This is a genomic window from Bacillus sp. EB106-04-02-XG92, assembly GCF_058791995.1.
The window spans coordinates 288,660-307,415 of the sequence record NZ_JBYTEA010000002.1 but is presented as its reverse complement, the minus strand read 5'-3'; the positions used below and the strand labels follow the sequence as shown (position 1 = coordinate 307,415).

The 18,756-nt window shown below is 36.3% G+C and carries 17 protein-coding genes and 1 pseudogene; 9 read left to right on the top strand and 9 right to left on the bottom strand.

The annotated features are described in order from the left end of the window. Positions 1-24 precede the first annotated feature (24 nt). From yknW (AC3WVA_RS07575) to AC3WVA_RS07565, 3 genes are all read left to right on the top strand, one after another. Positions 25-723, top strand: a complete 699-nt coding sequence (gene yknW, locus AC3WVA_RS07575) for a YknW family membrane protein (RefSeq protein WP_492321842.1) — start codon at positions 25-27, stop codon at positions 721-723. Between the two features lie 16 nt (positions 724-739). Continuing rightward, positions 740-1,420: a YknW family membrane protein gene (gene yknW, locus AC3WVA_RS07570; protein ID WP_088313581.1), complete on the top strand. Its 681-nt coding sequence runs from the start codon at positions 740-742 to the stop codon at positions 1,418-1,420. A 218-nt stretch (positions 1,421-1,638) separates the two neighbouring features. Continuing rightward, positions 1,639-2,109 (top strand): sigma-70 family RNA polymerase sigma factor, encoded by a 471-nt coding sequence (locus tag AC3WVA_RS07565; protein WP_492321841.1) that lies wholly within the window; start codon positions 1,639-1,641, stop codon positions 2,107-2,109. A gap of 55 nt (positions 2,110-2,164) precedes the next feature. On the opposite strand, the gene AC3WVA_RS07560 is transcribed toward AC3WVA_RS07565, so the two are convergent. Next, positions 2,165-2,671: a competence protein ComK gene (locus AC3WVA_RS07560; RefSeq protein ID WP_048528094.1), complete on the bottom strand. Its 507-nt coding sequence runs from the start codon at positions 2,669-2,671 to the stop codon at positions 2,165-2,167. Between the two features lie 191 nt (positions 2,672-2,862). On the opposite strand from AC3WVA_RS07560, the gene AC3WVA_RS07555 reads away from it, so the two are divergent. After that, on the top strand, positions 2,863-3,261 hold the full coding sequence (locus AC3WVA_RS07555) for a DUF4359 domain-containing protein (protein WP_048528095.1): 399 nt from the start codon (positions 2,863-2,865) through the stop codon (positions 3,259-3,261). 19 nt (positions 3,262-3,280) lie between these two features. On the opposite strand, the gene AC3WVA_RS07550 is transcribed toward AC3WVA_RS07555, so the two are convergent. Together AC3WVA_RS07550 and AC3WVA_RS07545 are read right to left on the bottom strand one after the other, a co-directional pair. Further along, a complete protein-coding gene (locus AC3WVA_RS07550) occupies positions 3,281-3,496 on the bottom strand; it encodes a DUF2922 domain-containing protein (protein ID WP_098344813.1) in 216 nt (71 codons plus the stop codon). Positions 3,497-3,600: 104 nt separating this feature from the next. Next, positions 3,601-3,823 (bottom strand): annotated as a pseudogene (locus AC3WVA_RS07545) (DUF1659 domain-containing protein). A gap of 110 nt (positions 3,824-3,933) precedes the next feature. On the opposite strand from AC3WVA_RS07545, the gene AC3WVA_RS07540 reads away from it, so the two are divergent. Next, positions 3,934-4,419 (top strand): VanZ family protein, encoded by a 486-nt coding sequence (locus AC3WVA_RS07540; RefSeq protein ID WP_098520899.1) that lies wholly within the window; start codon positions 3,934-3,936, stop codon positions 4,417-4,419. Positions 4,420-4,595: 176 nt separating this feature from the next. Here the strand turns inward: AC3WVA_RS07540 and AC3WVA_RS07535 are convergent, their stop codons facing one another. Both AC3WVA_RS07535 and AC3WVA_RS07530 read right to left on the bottom strand, forming a co-directional pair. After that, a complete protein-coding gene (locus tag AC3WVA_RS07535) occupies positions 4,596-7,352 on the bottom strand; it encodes a DEAD/DEAH box helicase (protein WP_098344812.1) in 2,757 nt (918 codons plus the stop codon). Beyond that, a complete protein-coding gene (locus AC3WVA_RS07530; protein WP_349302670.1) occupies positions 7,336-8,955 on the bottom strand; it encodes an SWIM zinc finger family protein in 1,620 nt (539 codons plus the stop codon). The genes AC3WVA_RS07535 and AC3WVA_RS07530 overlap by 17 nt, the downstream gene beginning before the upstream one ends. Before the next feature lie 158 nt (positions 8,956-9,113). On the opposite strand from AC3WVA_RS07530, the gene AC3WVA_RS07525 reads away from it, so the two are divergent. The 3 genes from AC3WVA_RS07525 to AC3WVA_RS07515 are packed head-to-tail and all read left to right on the top strand — an operon-like array spanning position 9,114 to position 12,553. Continuing rightward, positions 9,114-9,605 carry a zinc ribbon domain-containing protein gene (locus AC3WVA_RS07525; protein ID WP_098344810.1) on the top strand — a complete coding sequence of 164 codons (492 nt, stop codon included), beginning with the start codon at positions 9,114-9,116 and terminating at the stop codon, positions 9,603-9,605. A gap of 5 nt (positions 9,606-9,610) precedes the next feature. Beyond that, the gene (locus AC3WVA_RS07520) at positions 9,611-11,161 is read left to right on the top strand and encodes a zinc ribbon domain-containing protein (protein WP_349302671.1); all 1,551 of its coding nucleotides are present in this window, start codon (positions 9,611-9,613) and stop codon (positions 11,159-11,161) included. A 12-nt stretch (positions 11,162-11,173) separates the two neighbouring features. Beyond that, a complete protein-coding gene (locus AC3WVA_RS07515) occupies positions 11,174-12,553 on the top strand; it encodes a zinc ribbon domain-containing protein (protein WP_349302672.1) in 1,380 nt (459 codons plus the stop codon). A 41-nt stretch (positions 12,554-12,594) separates the two neighbouring features. On the opposite strand, the gene AC3WVA_RS07510 is transcribed toward AC3WVA_RS07515, so the two are convergent. Together AC3WVA_RS07510 and AC3WVA_RS07505 are read right to left on the bottom strand one after the other, a co-directional pair. Further along, on the bottom strand, positions 12,595-12,897 hold the full coding sequence (locus AC3WVA_RS07510; RefSeq protein ID WP_048528104.1) for a DUF3910 family protein: 303 nt from the start codon (positions 12,895-12,897) through the stop codon (positions 12,595-12,597). A gap of 79 nt (positions 12,898-12,976) precedes the next feature. Next, on the bottom strand, positions 12,977-13,849 hold the full coding sequence (locus AC3WVA_RS07505) for a cell wall-binding protein EntA (protein ID WP_071758484.1): 873 nt from the start codon (positions 13,847-13,849) through the stop codon (positions 12,977-12,979). 665 nt (positions 13,850-14,514) lie between these two features. On the opposite strand from AC3WVA_RS07505, the gene opuD reads away from it, so the two are divergent. After that, on the top strand, positions 14,515-16,032 hold the full coding sequence (gene opuD, locus AC3WVA_RS07500) for a glycine betaine transporter OpuD (RefSeq protein ID WP_098344807.1): 1,518 nt from the start codon (positions 14,515-14,517) through the stop codon (positions 16,030-16,032). Between the two features lie 560 nt (positions 16,033-16,592). Here the strand turns inward: opuD and AC3WVA_RS07495 are convergent. Further along, entirely contained in the window at positions 16,593-17,894 is a 1,302-nt protein-coding gene (locus tag AC3WVA_RS07495; RefSeq protein ID WP_098344806.1) for a glycosyltransferase family 2 protein, read from the bottom strand. Continuing rightward, positions 17,891-18,646: a diguanylate cyclase domain-containing protein gene (locus tag AC3WVA_RS07490; protein WP_098344805.1), complete on the bottom strand. Its 756-nt coding sequence runs from the start codon at positions 18,644-18,646 to the stop codon at positions 17,891-17,893. The genes AC3WVA_RS07495 and AC3WVA_RS07490 overlap by 4 nt, the downstream gene beginning before the upstream one ends. Positions 18,647-18,756 lie beyond the last annotated feature (110 nt).

Below are 18,756 nucleotides of genomic sequence, written 5' to 3'. Positions count from 1 at the left end.
ATATAAATGGAAGGAGGCGTTATAATGGAGGCAAATGTGAATACACAAAAAGCTGGCGGCGAGAAGCCATCTTTGTTTGGAATGATTACTTCTCCTGGTTTACAGTTTGAGAGAATGAAGGCGAGCGAGAAAGTTTGGGGTATGTTCTTCTTAATGGCGCTATTACAAGGGCTTTTAAGTGCTTTTACTACGTACGTTACGAATACGTCACCTGAGATGGTGAAAATGAAAAAAGAACTAGGTGAATTTGCGGGACAGAGTTCACTGACATCTGACGTTATTTCCAGTATTGTGTCGGGTACTATAGGTGGTATGCTGGTAACATTCATTGTTGCAGCTATTTATAAAATATTTATGATGTTCTATGGGAATGATACCTCTTATAAAAAACTAGTAATGATTATTGTATATGCGAACATTGTTGCTATTATTGGTGGATTTATTAATGGAATTATAGCTTTAATTTTAGGTGAAGCACCAAATGCATATACAAGTTTAGGACCACTATTTGAGCAAGGTTCGCTAGCTTATGGAATCGGTAATACAATTGAAGTGTTCTATTTATGGAATATCGTTTTAATTTGGTTAGGGCTGCAAATTACAGCAGGAGTAAGTAAAGTGAAAGCAGCAATTCCAATTATCGTTTTATTCATCATTAAAGCGTTATTCTTAGCAGCAATTGTTATGTTAATTGCGGCATTCTTACCAAATATGCCAGTGTAAATAAGGAGGCGTTATAATGGAAACAAATATTAATACGCAAGATGTAGGTTCGAAAAAGCCATCGTTATTAGGGATGATTACATCTCCAGGTGAACAGTTTGAGAGAATGAAGACGAAAAGTCCGGTCTGGGTAGCTTTCCTTTTATTTGTTCTAATTGGGACGGTTACGACAGCTGCGGTATTTTATTTATCAGTGGTTAATACCCCAGAAGTGGCAAAAGAAATGAATGGCCAAGATGGGGAGATGATAAAATGGTTTGCACTTGGTGGCGGGGCAATTTTGGGTGCAATTGGAACACCTATCGGGCTCTTTATTGCAGCAGGTTTTTATAAAGTTATTATGATGTTAATGGGAAATGATACTCCTTACATGAAGATATTATCTATTTACTTATATGCTAATCTTATTTTCTACATTGGTGGATTGTTAAATGCAGCATTAAGTTTGATTTTCGATGGAAATGGAACGGATGCTTATACAAGTTTAGCCCCTTTATTTGAAAAAGGGACGGTTTTAAACGGCATTGCATCTTCGATTGAAATTTTTAATATTTGGAGTTTAATTTTAACAGGATTAGGGTTACATATTGTGGCCGGTTTAAGCAAGAAACAAGCGACAATTTTAATTGTCATTTTCTTTATTCTAACTGTAGGATTAGGTTTCCTAAAAGGTTTAGCAAACGGTTTTGGTGCATAATATGATGGGACTAAAAGGTGGCTCTCCCGAGAGTCACCTTTTTTATTTTTACCTCTACTTCAAATACTATCGCCGAAATTTCAAATTCTACTTCATGTAATTTCAAATTTCAGCGATACTATTTAAAATTACTCACAGTGAAATCACTTCTTTATTTTTATATTGTGGAGGTACCGGCGGAATAACAAAGAGGTATACCTTTTAGAAGTGGGTACTGTGTGAAACCAGCAACTTTTAAAGAGGCAGTTGTTTTGTATGAAGGTATGATTGTGAATCAAATAAAGAAGTTAGGTATTTATCAAGATCATGAAGAGTATTATCAATGTGGTTTAATTGGTCTTTGGTATGCATATGAAAGGTATGATGCGGAGAAAGGAAGTTTTCCTGCATATGCAGTTATAACGGTGCGTGGTTATATATTAGAAAGATTGAAGAAAGAGTTTGCAGTGCAAGAAAAGTGTGTATATGTAGGAGAGTATGAGGATATTTTTCATTTTGAAGATATTGAAATGAGAGCGAAGGATTTTATGAGTGTGTTAGATGAGAAGGAGAAGTATATTATTTTTGAACGCTTTTTTGTAGGGAAGACGATGGGAGAGATCGCTAGTGAGATGGAAATGACTTATTATCAAGTGAGGTGGATGTATCGGCAAGCACTTGAGAAAATGCGAAATAGTTTAAGAGGATAAATAGTATCATAAGAATGGAAGGCAAGGGATATTGCTTTCCATTCTACTTATTCTGTTAAGGTAGTAAATGTAGTAAGAGGTTTTTGAATTGTAGTGAATCTTGCATGTTCATACGTGATAATACGTATCCAGACTTTAATAATTGTTGTTTTAACTTATGAGGACTGATATGTATTGTTGTAGTTGTGCCATTTGAAAAATAAATGGTAGCTTTTTTACTCTTTTTGAAAAACTCTATGTCATGTATATGGTTATAAAACAGCCATATACAGTTTGGAGAAGAAGGAGATTCTGTCGGGAAAGCACAAATATATTCTCGATGATTAATTGGAATTGGGACATTTTGTTTGAAATGAAAGTTTGTCTGAACTGCTTTACGCCTGCCTTGATAAGTAGAGTGAACATTGGCTAGACAAGATTGTTTGATGAGCTGGAGAGCAGTTTGACAGGAGTAAAGATGGTTCCCACTACTTTCTATTATTTTTGTTTGGTAATAAGGGTGCTTGTAAGGCTCTAACATCATTGTTGCATTAGAAATAAAAATATCATTTTCATTGTTCATAACTTCGAGTCCTCCCCTTTAAAATAATATTATTAATATTATTATATACGAATTAAGTAAAGTGATTGTTAATATTCCGTTTCATATTGTAAATTTTGGCTATTCGTTTACAATCAATAGATGTTAGTCTTTCTAATTTGCATCGCTTGTACATATATATGAAAATAGAAAAGAGTAGGCGGTGAGATAGTATGAAGAAAAAGTATATTATTATGGCTCTAGTTGTTGTTCTTCTAGTATATTTAGCAAATAGTAATCCGAGTAAAGGAGAATATACAGACTGGGCAGCAAAGCAGTTTATGAAACGTAATGATGTAAGTAAGAAGTTAGATGAAGTTCAAAAAGAAAATGAAGAGGGCATCCTTGGCGATCTAGCATCGGCTGGTAAGAAGTTGGCGAAAAAATATGTTGAGCCACAAGTTGGATTATTAATCGAGAATTATACAAAGCGAAATGATTATATTTTCTTCTCAACATATACGACCGAGTTTGATATAGGCGGAGAACACTATAAATATGTATGCGTCGGATTTTCAAACATCTTTATTCCAATTGAAATGCCGAAGAAAAAAGACGAATCTGCAAAATGATGCAGATTCGTCTTTTTATTTATAACGTAATGGGAACTTCAGATACATTCTTTTCTACGAGACGGGCTCCTTTTTTTCGAGTATTTTCATTAATTGATGAAAATACAGATGAGGTAAGGATGGTATCCATTACTTGATTTACGACTTGTGCATCGACAGGCGTGATAGGTTTCTCGATAGAAAAAACAACTGTTTTTCCATCTTCTTTCGCGAAAATTAATTCTAATACTTGCATACGTTATTTCCCCCTTTATATTGATTCCGCTATATGCGGGCAAGGTGATTGATGTTGGCTAATAATCAGTGGGGGATGAACACCCCACTGATTAAAGTTTCACCTTATAGACTAGAAAGATCTGATGTGCTAACAAGTTGCACAGCGTGAAGTGGTGATGCTTGTAAGGAAGCAAGAGCACGTGCTACGTTTTGTGCTTGCTCTAAGTTTGCGTTTGGTTTAACGCGCTTAAATTGTTTGTTCTTGAAAACTGTTTTTCCGCTTATCCAATCCATTGTTTAAGACAAGACGTAAAGTTAAGTCCATTACGATTGTTTCGACTGCCATGTTTATCACCCCCTTTCACTTTATAAATAGGGTGCGAATGTCATGTTTTGGCGTGAAATTTTTTCTTTTTTTTGGTACGCTTAAAAGACTAAGAGAGGGGTTTCGGAAGAATGAATCGTAAATGGTTATTTTGGATTCCTGTTTTACTATGGATGGGATTGATTTTCTATTCCTCGGCACAACCGTATAAAAAGCAGGATATGCGCTCGGATATTGAAAAATATGTAAATGTTGAGTTTGTGAAAGAGCATTTTTCATGGGTATCTATCGATTACGGCGGTGGTACACCTGTCAGCATTGCAAATAAAGGTGTAGGCGGATTTATTGAGTTTTTCCTTCGTAAAGGTGCTCATTTTATGGTGTTCTTTTTGCTCGGTTCATTGACGTATTATGCTTTCCATCGATCGGGTTATTCAAGAAAAAGGTGTTTCATATATGCTCTTCTTTTCGTTGCGGGATATGCAACATTTGATGAAATTCATCAATGGACTACGGGAGATCGTACACCGATGTGGCAAGATTCATTATTGGATACGTGCGGCGGATTAACAGGGATTATAATAAGTAATTGGTTTTGGAATAGAAAAAGGAGCTAATCTTTTGAGATTAGCTCCTTTTGTTTATCCCGCGTTAACGGACAGTAAAACTCCCACCTCAAAATTCAGTTGGAGCAAAGAAGTTAGGTGGGAGTCGGGCTGTCCGTAAACGTCCGATTGGTGAAGGCTAATAATCAGTGGGGATGAACAAAACCCCCACTGATTAAAGTTTCACTTTATACACCAAGTAATTCTTTTAGCTCATCTGTAGATAGCTCGGTCATCCAACTATCGCTTGTAATGACGGCGTTATTTAATGATTGTTTTCTCTCTAACATTTCATCAATTTTCTCTTCGAGTGTCCCCGTTGTAATAAGTTTATGAACGTGAACGAAGCGTTTTTGACCAATACGATATGCGCGGTCTGTTGCTTGGTTTTCTACAGCTGGATTCCACCAACGGTCGTAGTGAATGACGTGGTTGGCAGCGGTTAAGTTTAAGCCAGTTCCACCTGCTTTTAACGATAAGATGAAAATGTCATACGTTCCGTTTTGGAACTGCTCAATCATTTTGTCACGTTCTTTCTTCGGTACACTACCGTTTAAGAAGAGGACGCGCTGACCGAAATGTTCTTCTAACACATTTTTTAGCATGTTCCCCATACCGATGTATTGCGTGAAGATTAAACAACTTTCATTTTGATCTTTTATATTTTCAATGAGTTCCATTAACGTGCTCGTTTTCATGGAGCGTTCGATGATATCTTTTGGTTCTGTTTCTTTTAAATAAAGAGCAGGGTGATTACAAATTTGCTTGAGTTTGTTCAGCATGAGTAATATAAATCCGCGTCTTTCAATTCCGCTTAATCCTTCTACATTTTGCAACGTATCTTGAACAAGTTGTTCATATAAGGAAGCTTGTTCACCAGTAAGTGGACAGTACGCTTTCTGTTCTTGTTTATCTGGTAAGTTTAATGCGACTGTTTGATCCTTCTTCGTACGACGCAGTAAAAACGGCGAGATAAATCGTTGAACTTGTTGGATTTTTCCTTCGTCACGGTCTTTTTCAATTGGTGAGACGAAGCGGCGCTGGAATTGTCCTAAGCTGCCAAGATATCCGTGATTAATGAAGTCGAAAATAGACCAAAGCTCGGCAAGTCGGTTTTCCATCGGTGTACCGGTTAAAGCAATTTTGTGATTCGCTTGCAAGTTTCGCACTGCTTTTGACTGTTTCGTATGTGGGTTTTTAATATTTTGTGCTTCATCCAAAATAACAGCATCCCAGCATAACGTACTAAGTTCTTCTTCATCAAGTTGAGCTAATGCATAAGATGTTAAGACGACATCTGCTGATTGAAGGAACTCTTTAAATGATTCGCCTTTCGCTCGGTTACTTCCATAGTGTAACTGAACACGTAAATTTGGTGCGAAACGCTCAAATTCTTTTTGCCAATTTCCAAGAACAGATGTCGGTGCCACGATTAGGGCAGGACCAGTTTTGAGATTGTTCTCTGTTATATATAGTAAGTAAGTGATCGTTTGAATACTTTTTCCAAGTCCCATGTCATCCGCTAATAGTGCACCGAATCCAAGCTTTCTTAAATATAATAACCACTCAATGCCATGTTGTTGATACGGGCGGAGTGTTGCGTTTAGTGAAGAAGGGACATCTACTTTTGGAATATCTCCAATGTGCAATAGTTTTTGGAATAGCTCTTCATAATATCCATCTAGTTCAATTTCAATATCGGTAAACGGACTATCTTCTTCTACAATTTCTGTTTCAGCCGTGTTTGATAAATGTTGCTGAAGGACATCTTTCATTTCGAGTCCATATTTATCAGCACGATTCATGAGCTTTCGTACTTCTTCAATAAAGGCTGGATCCAATCTCATCCATTGACCATTTATATTGAATAATCGTTTGTTTTGTTCAACGAGTTCGAAAAATTCGCTTTCTGATAAATCAATGCCGTTCGTTGAAATGCGCCAATCAAAATTAACGAGTGTATTCATACCGAAGAAAGATTGCGTTTGCGTTGCATTTTGCTTCAGTTGCACACGTAATTTTGGTTTTGTCGCTTTTAAATTTTGCCACCATGATGGTAGTAAAATCGTAATACCTGCAGCGAGTAATTCGTTACTTGCTTCTGTTAAGAAGTTCCACGCTTCTGTTTCAAAGAGCTCACTTCGGAATGTATCGCCTTCTTTTAACCATGGTACAAGCTTACTAAAGCCTTCTTGTGTTTCAAGAATACGCTCTTCATAATCGTGCCATCGTTTTGGTAAAGAATCGATGTTTTCATATACATATATGCGATGTGCTCCGCGCTTTGGCGTAACAATTGTTTCAAGCTTCCACATTTCAAATTCTTCTTGCGGCTCTTGTAGCCGTAGTCCGATTGTGAAAGGAAGGTCATCTTCAATGTATCCAATTTTTCGAAGCCAATCTTCTTCATGTAGTGCCGCATCCAATTGTCTTTTCGTAAAGTCATAATGTTCATAAAGCCTCTTTGCATCTTCCCATCCGTCGTTTGAACGGTTATCTTGTAATATGCTTTCATTTACTGCAGACGAGAAAAGAGATGCTAATGTGTCATCTTCGATTGGTGTATTTTGAACTTTCCAAGATGGTTGCTGAGACCAACGCTCCATATCAGGTACGAAGCTACCGCTTGTGAAGGCGTCCCATAATTCGCTCGCATCTTCTGTAAGTGCCGTAATAGGGCCGTTCATTTGAATATGGGCAAAGGAGTTCATCGGTTTATTAGCGATGTATTCAAATGCTTGTGCGTTCGTTAGCATAACACCTTGTTTTCCTTCCAAGGTTGCTTCTTTTAGAAACGTGCCGTAGAAGGAAGTGGAGTGCCATGTAAATGCATTTCGTTTCCAACTTGTTACGGATAATGGAGTACCGCTGTCATCTTCTCCCCAAAGGAACCAACCTTGACTAACATGCTGGAGCCTAATTGTTACTTCAGTTTGATTGATCATCGATTAATTTTCCTTTCCGTAATTCCTCTTGTAGTGCACGCAGACGTGAATGTAAGTTTGCGATGTGAATAATGAATGCATCAAATTCATCGGTGCGCTTTAATCGTTTATACAATGTACGTAATTTCTTTAAGTAACGAACTGCACGTCTATATGATTTGCGATTTCGCTCTTCAATGGCCTCGGTAGCAGCAAGGTGATACAGAGGAAGTGCCGCTTCCGGTGCTTCCTTTTCAATATCTTTCAGCGGCTCTTTCAAAAGTTCAATTGCTTCAAATCCATGTAGGAGCTGAAGTTCTGCCCATGTTCGATACTGCTTTTTCGCGAGTACGTATTGCTCATAATTTGCGAAACTATATGGTAATAGCTCTTGCAAAATCATTTCGAGTCCGGCTTGTTCGTTTGTATGAGTTGCATACGTTTCATACATGATGACGAATAAGCGAACGATATCTTTTATGAAAATTGTATTTTCTTGCTCATGTATCGTTTTCTTCACTTGTTTATACGTAAAGGAAAGCCAGTTTTTCGCACGATCCCACTTCATTGCATTTAACAACTCTTCTAGCCAATAGAAGTACAGACTTACAACAGAAGCAGGTTGTTTCTTTAGTAAGTCCATGGCTAATAAATCTTCGTCATTTAAAAAGAGTAGATGAGAAGATGCTAATGTTTTGGAAAGTGGATTGATTTTCGTATCAATTCGTTTTTCTTCTTCATGTAGTTGCTCTTTAGTGTGTAACAGTTCACTCCATATGTGACGATAAATAAAGAATCTCTCTTGCGTATAAGCGTCGGTGGAGAAGAATACTTCGTGAACGAGACGAGCTGTTTCTTGCAAAATTGCTTCAGACTCTGAAGGAATCGCTTCTAATTGTAAGTCTCGAACGATGGATTCGACTTTATCTACAAATAGGCGAACGACGTTAACAGGCTGATGATAAGAATACGTTTTATTTGCTTCGAAGTCTTGAATTTCTTCTAATAATTTTTGAAAGCAATAAAGCGCTGCATGTAATCTGAACAATTCATGTATCGCAACAATACGCGGAGCTTTCCGCTCGAGTTTCGTATAGAAGTCCGTAAAAATACTCATAAGAAAATACATTTGTTTATAAGTAAGCCGAGCTTGTTCTTTTTTAAATGATTCATATTCGTTATCAAAATATGATTGCCAACTTTTATAATCCGTGTCTTCAAAAGCTGATGATTGCAATACTTGTCTTGCAGTTCGAATAGGAGGAAGGGAAGGTTTCGTATTATTTTTGAATAAAGTTAATACATCTCCTACTTGCCCGAAACTAGACGCTGCAGATAGTAACACAGCGAGCATATGCTCACATTGCGTTGGTGCGAAGCAATCGCAATAGCTTTCAGCGACGTTACGAATCGGGATATGGACGCTATATACGCTGCCTTCAGCGTCTACAGTTCCTGATAGCGTATAACCATCAAAGTCAACGTTGTAGACAACACCACTACGATATAGGTGCCGAGCTGTAGCGACATGTTCCTGATCAGCTGTTTGCTGTGGATCTAGTCCTTGAACGAACTCATTCGCAATCATCATAATTTCATCTTTCGTAATTGAGTGTTGCAGCATAATATTCCTCCGTACACATATTTCTTTCCTCTACCATTATAAACAAAAAATGCTCAAAACAGAAAAAATGAAATTTGGATTACATAAATTGAAAATCATGGTAATATATATAATGTTAATTTTATATATTACTATATATTTATAGGAGGAGAATCGGTTTGTCAGATTTACAGACGAAGTTAGGTAGTGGAATGAATAAGTTACAAGAAGGAATTGAGCAAGGGAAGATGAAGTTACAAGTTGCGCAAGAAATCGCTCAACTGAAAAAAGAAATGCAAGTGCAAATGCAGAAAAAGGCAGAGGTGCTATTAGAGATTGGACAACGAGTCTACGTCCAATTAAGAGGAAACGGATTAGATGAAGCGAGCCTAAAAGAGATGATTGCTCCAGTTCAAGAATTTGATGTAGCTATTTATCAAGCAAGAAAACGCATTGTTGAACTGCAAAAGCAACAAGGCGAGAAAGCTACATGTGAATGTGGTGGACCTTTATCAATAAATGATAAGTTTTGTGGTTCGTGTGGAAAGCCTAATCCAATGTTAGCGATAGAACATGAAGGTGAAACGACGAATTGTATTTCATGTAATGAACATATCGATCAAAACTCTACTTACTGTCCGGTTTGTGGAATTAAGCAAAGTGGGGAGTGAATTAGATGTATTGTCGCACATGTGGAAATCAACATGGTGAAGAGGTAAACTATTGCCCTAACGAAGGAAGTATGGAGATTGCAGGAGCTATAGAGGCAGTAACGTTAGAACAAGATACTGCAAAATACTGCAAAGGTTGTGGCAGTGAAAATGCTCAGCAAAATTTATATTGCCAAAAGTGTGGGCATTCTTTATGTATTGTGAAGAAAAAAGAACAATCTATTAAATTGCCGACAATGGACGGTACTACTGAAGTTAAATTTACAGCAGATAAAGCCGTTTTAAAAACAGGTTTTATTGGTGGGGCTGTTGCAAGTATACTCATGTTAACTGCTGGTTGGATTGGTAGTGTATTATTTGCTTCTATATTAAGTGAGATGTTTAGTAAATTTGCGAAAGAATTAGAAATGTTGCCAAGCTTTTATTCGAGTGCAACTTCTACGATGTTAAGTTATCATTTACTTGGTTTTACAGCTAGCGACGATAGTGGATTGATGTTTTCTTTATCTTGGCATACTCCATTTACATTACTATTAATCATTCCATTTATAATTTTCTCTGGTACAGGCATTTGGTTAGGAAAGCAGTGTGTTGCAAAAACGATTAAGGATCAAATCTTTATAGCAGCAACAGTTGGTATTATTTATGGTGTCTTTTTATCCATTATAAGTTTTATAGCATCACAATCTTTCGCAATTCCATTCTCAGAAGCAGGTAAGATTACGGTTGGCTATTCAGCGATTAAGAGTTTACTGAGTGGTTCTGTATGTGGGACATTATTTACCTTAATAGGATTTATTGCTCATACAAGCAAAAATAATATGGCAGCAGCATTTCAAGAGTTAATGCCATATGGAGCGTCTGTTTATTACGGTATTTCATCCATGATAAAAGGACTTTTAATAACAGCAGTAGTGGTTTGTATTATGGCGTTAGTAAATAAGGAAGACAGTATTGAACCATTAAAAGAAATAACAACTTTAAAATCTGAAAGTGCATTATTAGCATTAGAGTTAACACCTCAATTATGGAGTATGGCTCATTTTGCTCCGTTAGAAGTATCAAGTCCAGCACTTAGTAAGGAGTTTACTGGAATTGGTAAGAAATCAAAATCATCTGAGAGCACATTATCATTTTCATTTATATCAGGCATCTCTGTAAATGGCGTAGTGGTTAGAGATATCATGATTTCAAAAGGAGCAAGTCAGGAAAGCCTTGCTGAATTTGATGAAGTGAATAACGTATTCCATTACGGTTTATTACTGCTTATTATTCCGTTGTTCCTTATGTTTAGAGCGGGAAGAAAGTTAGCTGAATTATCGACTGCCAATATATATATTACATTAGCAGTATGCAGTGGTTCTTACACGATTATGATGATTGTAATGAATATGATTTCTAAGTTCCAAATAGATGTTTCAGGGACTGTAACAAGTTTGTTTGGAACAAGTGGAACGGTATTATCTATGCAAAATTCATTTGTATATTTAACTATGTGTAGTTTTGTTGTGACATATGTAGCAGCATTTGTTGGAATGAAGTTAGCTAAAAAATAGGAGGAGAGCACGTTGAAGTTTTGTGGAACATGTAAAAAGAACGTTGCAGACCATTTGAATTTTTGTCCTGAGTGTGGGAGTAAAGTAGAAGTAATCGTCGATAACACTGACGCTTCATATACAGAAGTACAAAGCGATACACAACCAGTGAAAAGTAAGAAAAATTTATTTTTAATTATTGGTTTTGCCATTATTATTATTTTATTATTTGGGGCATATAAATTTGGAGCATATAAGTTTTCAAAAGAAAAGCAAATAAATGTAATGATTGAAGCATTCCAAAAGAAAGATATTAATGCAATTGATGAGTTTGTGAAAGCAAATGATTCAAGCTTAAAGATTAAGACAGAGGATATTAAAGCGTACATGCGTTACTTAAAAGAGAACCCTTCTTACAATAAGCAGTTATTGTCTTATTTACAGAAAGAGACAGTAGATCAAAAGTTAACAAAGGATAAAAATTCTTTTAAAGATGGGGAAATTGTAGAAGAGGGAAAAGAGTGGTTCTTATATCCAAAGTATAAGTTTAGCATGAAATCTTATTATATGAGTGTTAGTACGACTGCAAAGAATGCGGAAATATATGTGAATGATAAAAAAGAAACGGAACTTTCTAGTGATAAAACTTCGAAAGAGTTGGGGCCATACTCCCCAGGTACGTATGTTGTCAAGGCAACAGCGAAGACAGAACTTACTGAATTAGAAACAGAGAAAGAAGTAGATTTAGCAGATGAACAGGGCGAGAAGGTGAATGTAGATTTATCGCTTGAAGGAAAGTATGTAAGCATTTCTTCTGATGAAAATGATGCAACCGTATTTGTAAATGGTAAAAAACGTGGGAAATTAAGTTATGGTAATTATAAACTGGGTCCTGTATCCACAGATGAAACAGTAGAAGTACATTTAGAGAAAACTACTGATTTTGGTGTAATAAAATCTGAAAGTGTTAAAATTGGAGACCAAAGTACATATTACTTAAAATTCCCGAAAGAAACATCAAGCTCAGCAGTGGGTGATTTTGTACGAAATCATATTTATGATAATGTACGTGCGATTTCATTGAATGATTTTAGTTTAATTGAAAATAATTATGATAAGAGCGGGAAATCGTATAAGGAAGACCGTGATTATATACAATATCTACATAAAAAAGGAATTACTGAAGATTTATTAACAATGGAAATTCGTAATGTAGAGCGTCAAAGTGATACGAAATATAAAGTAACGACATATGAAGAGTACCATATTCGTTATGGTGATGGATCTGTGAAGTTCAAAAGTTTTAATAATGAACATATCGTTACTGTTAATGGAAATGGAAAGATATTGTACCATTCTCTTGGAGCGAATAATACGCTTAAGTCAGAGGAAGTATCTGGTCCGAACCGTTAATAAAAAGACTATCTCATATAATTGAGATAGTCTTTTTTCGATTAGGAGCGCGTTTCCTTTAATATCGCTTGCACATATGGATCATGTAATATTTGTTCTATAATGGGTAACATGTTTTGTTCAAATGGAATGTCGATAGGAAATGGCTTTTGGGAGCCGGGTTTAATTCCATATTGGACAAGTTTGTAATGTGTATTTTCTTTAGAACTGAGCACAATTAATTTATATCGATTGTCATCGCCAGCAAGTGAAAAGTCAATGGAAGTAGCATCGTATGTTACTTCATCTTTATATATATACGGTTTTGGTGTACCGATCCAGTCTACCTTTGCTTGTACATTCATGGACATAACCTCCTTATAGTCATTATAAAAAAATAAAAGCCAGCTCTCAACAAAGAGAACTGGCCTTAGCAGTCATTGGTTATTTTAAAATTTTCACTTTAACAGTTTTGCGTCCCCATTTTTGAGCAGCGCTATCTGATCCAAGTAGGATGTCGATACGGTTACCTTTAATTGCACCGCCAGTATCTCCAGCGATAGCTTCTCCGTAACCTTCAACCCATACTTTAGATCCTAATGGGATTACTTTCGGGTCAACAGCAATCATTTTCATGTTTGGGTTCGCTGTTAAGTCATGACCCATTGCAGTTAATACACGGCCACCGTATGTGCCACCGTTTTCGCTCGGGTGAGCTGTATATGCTGTAGCTACAACTGTTAACTCACGACCACCAGAAGGTGCGCTAGTGTTAGCAGCTTTCACAGCAGGCTTAGCAGCTGGTTTTGCTTGTGCTGCAGGTGCTTTAGCTGGTGCTACAGTTTTAGCAGGAGCAGGTTGTTCTTGTTTCTCAATAACAGGTGTTGTACCTGTTAAGAAAGGAACGTGAACATAAGCTGTTTTCCCGTTATATTCAAATTGTAACCACTCATTTTGTACTTGGTTTGTCGTTTCGATCATATCGTCTTTCTTAAGCGTCCCAAGGATTTCTGAGTTTGTGTTCGCTTCAGCACGTACGTTTAATACGTTAGCTGTTACGTAGTAGATGCTTTTTGTGAACTCTGCACTTACGAATGCGTCTTTACCATCTAAAGTGATTTTTGACCATCCGTTTTCTGTATTTTGTACATCTATTTTATTACCGTTTAGTAATTTACCGACAACTTTTGATTCAGTAGTAGGGTTTTCTCGTACATTTAGTACGTCTGTTGTTACAACAGTTTCTGCATTAGCAGATGATGTGAAAATCCCAAGACCAAAAACTGCTGCTGTTGCTATTCCAATTAATTTTTTCATGATAGCCTCCATTGCGTTTGTTTTCGTGTCCTCATTATAGCAACAGATTTTTTCGGATTTCGGGAAAACACACAATTACAAACCATTCGTAATAAGTCGTTAACATCCTGTAATATAACAAAAAATACAGGAAAGCGTTTTTCATTCTATATGATTAGTAGGTTTCTACTTATATTCAAAATATTTAATACAACATATTGTTTTCGGCGTAAATAAAAATATTACAGGAGTGTTACAAAATGTTTACTAAACAGTTACATTCCTTGAGTATTTTACCGTTTTATGGGTAATATAGTTATATAAACATAAACATTTCGTTTGTGAAACTATAAACACGTGCTATATACTAGCAAAAAAACCGCATAATTGTTACAAAAAGAAAGGGTTGCAAGGAAGAAAAATGCCCTTTTTTAAATCTGTAACACATCCTTTTTTGGGAAAACACATTCCCATCCGCATTTTTCTCGCACAATTTGACAGCAGTATTTCGATCTTATAGCTCTTGCAGAGTGAAAAAGGTTATACGGAAGGTAAGGCTGTCCATAAGAATTCTAGTTGGTGAAGGTGAAAGTAAGAAAATCACCGTAAAATTATAGTTTTCTATCCGATTTTACATATCGGAATTTATGTTATTTACAAAAGTGAAACCTACGAAGGGGGATTTGATGAGGAAACTGACAAAAACATTCATCGTTTCATTAACATTATGTATTGCATTTACAATTTGGGGGATTATTCCCGAATCTATTATCGGAAAAGGTAGCTTAGGAAATGTAACAACCGCAATTCAAACTGTATTAGTTAGTAAGTTTGGATGGTTTTATATTATTTCTGTTTCTATTATATTAGGTGTGTCTATCTTTTTAATTGTTTCGAAATACGGTTCTATTCGTTTAGGTAAAGATGATGACGAGCCTGATTATAGTTATATGACATGGTTTGCTATGTTATTTAGTGCTGGTATGGGTATCGGTTTAGTTTTCTGGGGCGTTGCCGAACCATTAAACCATTTATACGCACCTCCGTTTGGAGAAGGTGCAACTGAGGAAAGTGCACGTCTTGCACTCCGCTTTTCATTTTTCCATTGGGGATTACATCCGTGGGGACTATATGCATTTGTAGCGCTATGTATTGCTTACTTTACTTTTAGAAAAGGAAAAGCGAGTACGATTAGTGCGACAGTAGGTCCGTTATTTAAGGGCGGGGAACATGGGCGTATTGCTCATTCATTTGATGTGTTAGCTGTTTTTGCGACTGTATTTGGCGTGGCGACGTCATTAGGTCTTGGTGCAAAACAAATTGCAGGTGGTGTTAGTTATTTAACATCTATCCCGAATTCATTACCGACGCAGTTAGTTATTATTGCAATCGTAACAGTGTTATTTATGTTATCTGCGCAAACAGGTCTTGATAAAGGAATTAAATATTTAAGTAATACGAACATTATTTTTGCATTTGCACTTATGATCATTGTATTATTTGCGGGTCCAACAAACTTTATTATGAATTACTTCACTTCGACAATCGGTTCTTATATTCAGGAATTGCCAAGCATGAGTTTCCGTTTAAGTCCATTAGATGAAGGCGGAAATCAATGGATTCAATCGTGGACAATTTTCTATTGGGCATGGTGGATCGCATGGTCACCGTTCGTAGGTACATTTATTGCTCGTGTTTCAAGAGGACGTACTATTCGTGAGTTTGTTATCGGTGTGTTACTTGTACCGACCGTAATTGGTGCGCTTTGGTTCTCTGTTTTCGGTGGGACTGGTATTCATATGGAACTGTTTGGTGATGCACATATCTTTGAAAAAATTAAAGAGATGGGAACAGAAGTAGGATTATTCGCTATGTTTGATCAGATGGGAAGCTTTGGATCGGCTTTATCTGTTCTAGCTATTCTTCTTATTTCTACATTCTTTATTACATCTGCAGATTCTGCGACATTCGTTTTAGGGATGTTAACGACACATGGTAGTTTAAATCCGCCAAACCGTATTAAAATGATTTGGGGTATCGTTTTAGCAGCGTTAGCTTCTATCTTATTATATGTAGGTGGATTAGAAGCACTGCAAACGGCGGCTATCATTGCAGCATTCCCATTCGTCTTCGTTATTTTCTTTATGATGGCAGCATTGTTTAAAGAGTTACAAAAAGAAGGGCGTATGAAGCGTCATAAATAATAGAAGGAAAAAGAGCTGATTTTGTATCAGCTCTTTTTTATATAGAAGGAATTTTAATTGCAAGTCAGGGAAATAAAATACTTTACTATATAAGTAGTATGCCTTTTATACGAAGAAAAATCGATACATTTCGACAATGTTCGATATCTTGCGAATTCTATTTGTATTTTTGACAAAAAATTGTCGGAAATGTGTTGTCACGTTTATGTATATGTGCTATATTATTTCCTGTAAGCGATTTCAAATAGTTTTAAAGCGCATTCAAGGGGGACATCAAGAATAATGAAACGTTACGAAAGAAAGTGGAAGCATATTTGTTTGAAACGTGTGGCACATCGTAGTGTCCAAGAAAGCACGGAACCTAAGACTGAAACGCGCAAAGAACAGCAAGAGAAGCAATTGGTTCTACAAAAATAGCAATCACTTTTTCGTATATAAATGAAGGTCGATCGTTCGTTGGGGGATGGACGTGAAATTACTTTCAGCTAAGGGGTATTGTCTGATATATAATTTATACGGCAATAAATAAGCACAGAGCATACGGCGCTCTGTGCTTATTTTTATTTGTCTTTTTTGAATCGAACTGTTTTATCCCAGCCAATGACTTGTTTCTTGCTCTTTGCACGTAAGTATAAAATTAAGCTACGAATGAATAAGTACGTAAAGAGCTGTGCGTACGTAAAGTACATGATTACACTAATGAAAATATTAGTTGGTGTAAAGGTTCGTTCCACACTCTGGGCACTAAATAATTGAGAAACATATGTAATATATGCGACATACCACATAAATAGTAGCGGAATGCTATATTGAATTTGGAATATCCCAAGTAACCCAATTACAAACCAAACGTTCGAAATGATTAAGAATAGCCAAAATACAACATATACTAAAACTTGTTGTAAGGAATGGACGAGAAGTTTTCCTTTAAAGAAACTTAATGAAGAAAACATTTTTTCTAAAATGTACAAGTTCCCTTGGAGCCAACGTGTACGTTGCTTAATAAGGATTTTTAAATGCTCAGGTTCTTGTTCCCATGTAATCGATTCTGGCACGATTGGTAAGAGATAGCCCTTTTGTGTAATTCGTAATGTTAATTCAGCGTCTTCTGCAATTGCATAAGGGTCATAGCCGCCAAGTTCTTCTAATGCAGAACGACGAAGAAGCATATTTGTTCCTGTTAGTGAACCTGTTTGGAAGAGTAACCACCGTCCGGATTGCATAAGGAGCTGGAAGATTTGAAACTCCAACGAAATCATTCGTGTTAGCCAGTTTCTGTTTTCGTTTACAGTACGAACGTGACCAACAGCTCCAACAGCATCCTCGGTTGTTTCAGCGTGTTCTACAAGCATTCGCAGTGCATGTGGTTCAGGCTGGTTATCTGCATCATACACACAGAAGTATTCACCATCTGAAATACTAAGACCATAGTTTAAGACACGAGATTTCCCTTTTGGTTCACCAGGCGGAACACGAATGTGACGAATGTGAGCATAAGCTTTGTCAAAATCGTCACCAATTTCAGGTGTTTCATCTTGCGAGTTATCGTTTAATAAATAAACAGTTAGTTTACCTGGATATTCAATCTTCGCCATCGCCTCTAAAGTATCTTTAATAACGACCCCTTCATTGTGGGCAGGTATTAAAATATCGACGCTTGGGTAATGTTCTAGCGTACGATCTTTTCGTTTACTATTTCGGTGAACTAAACCTGCGAGTGTTAAGAATGAATAGTAAACGAGTAAGCCAGAGAATAGAAAGGCAGTAAAAATAAGTATATACTTAATCGAAAATGTGATGCTAATCCAAAACACGAGTACACAAAATAGAAGGAATAAAAGCAGAATAACGAGTGTCATCATAATAATGTCTGTCCTTTGTTCCCAATTTGCTCGCGTGAAATTTTTATATCTTGGATTGCTTCAGCAGCAAGCCATTGCTCCATTTTTGGCTTGAGGCGGTTCATTACAATGTCAGCACCGGCTTCATTTGTGTTTTGTAATAAAATAACGAGCGTATTATTATCGTATTTAGCAGCAAGGTCAAAGTCATTCCTTATCGTTTCAACTAATAATGAAGCTACGCGGTCCATAACACTTTCCTTCGTATATTTACTAAAGGAAGTGAAGTCGAAGTGAATCATAACGCCTGTTTCATTACGACGATTCATTGCATTTATTAATAATGCTTGTCGTCTTTCAAATTCTTGTCTTGTTAATAATTTTGATTCGCCAATGTATTGTTCTAATATTCTCACACGTTCGGTTAATTCTTTATTTTCATGAATAACCTTCTTTAATAAATGTGTTGAGATATATGCAATGAAGAAGTTTGCTGCCATTAGGAAGTGGGTAATAATGTATTCCCATTGTTCTGATGTACTCCATAAGTAAAGCCATGCTTGGTAGAACAGGTAGAATACCGAAATAATGGTTCCTAATATAAAGAAAACAAATGCAGTTTTATCAGGCAATAATAGAAATAGTACATTAACAATTACATATATAATTGTAAAAATAAGAGCATGCTCATATTGTGTTACATGTACAGTTGTAAAATAAAATAAAATTTGTAAAATCCACATAGAGAGGACTTTATAGAAGTTATCTTTCACAAAACTTTCCTCCTTAAAGATAGTTCATGCAAGGATACTTGTAGTATGCGCAATTATTAAGAAATAGACCGGATAACTAGGTTATTTTGGAGAGCAACCACAAGTAGTAT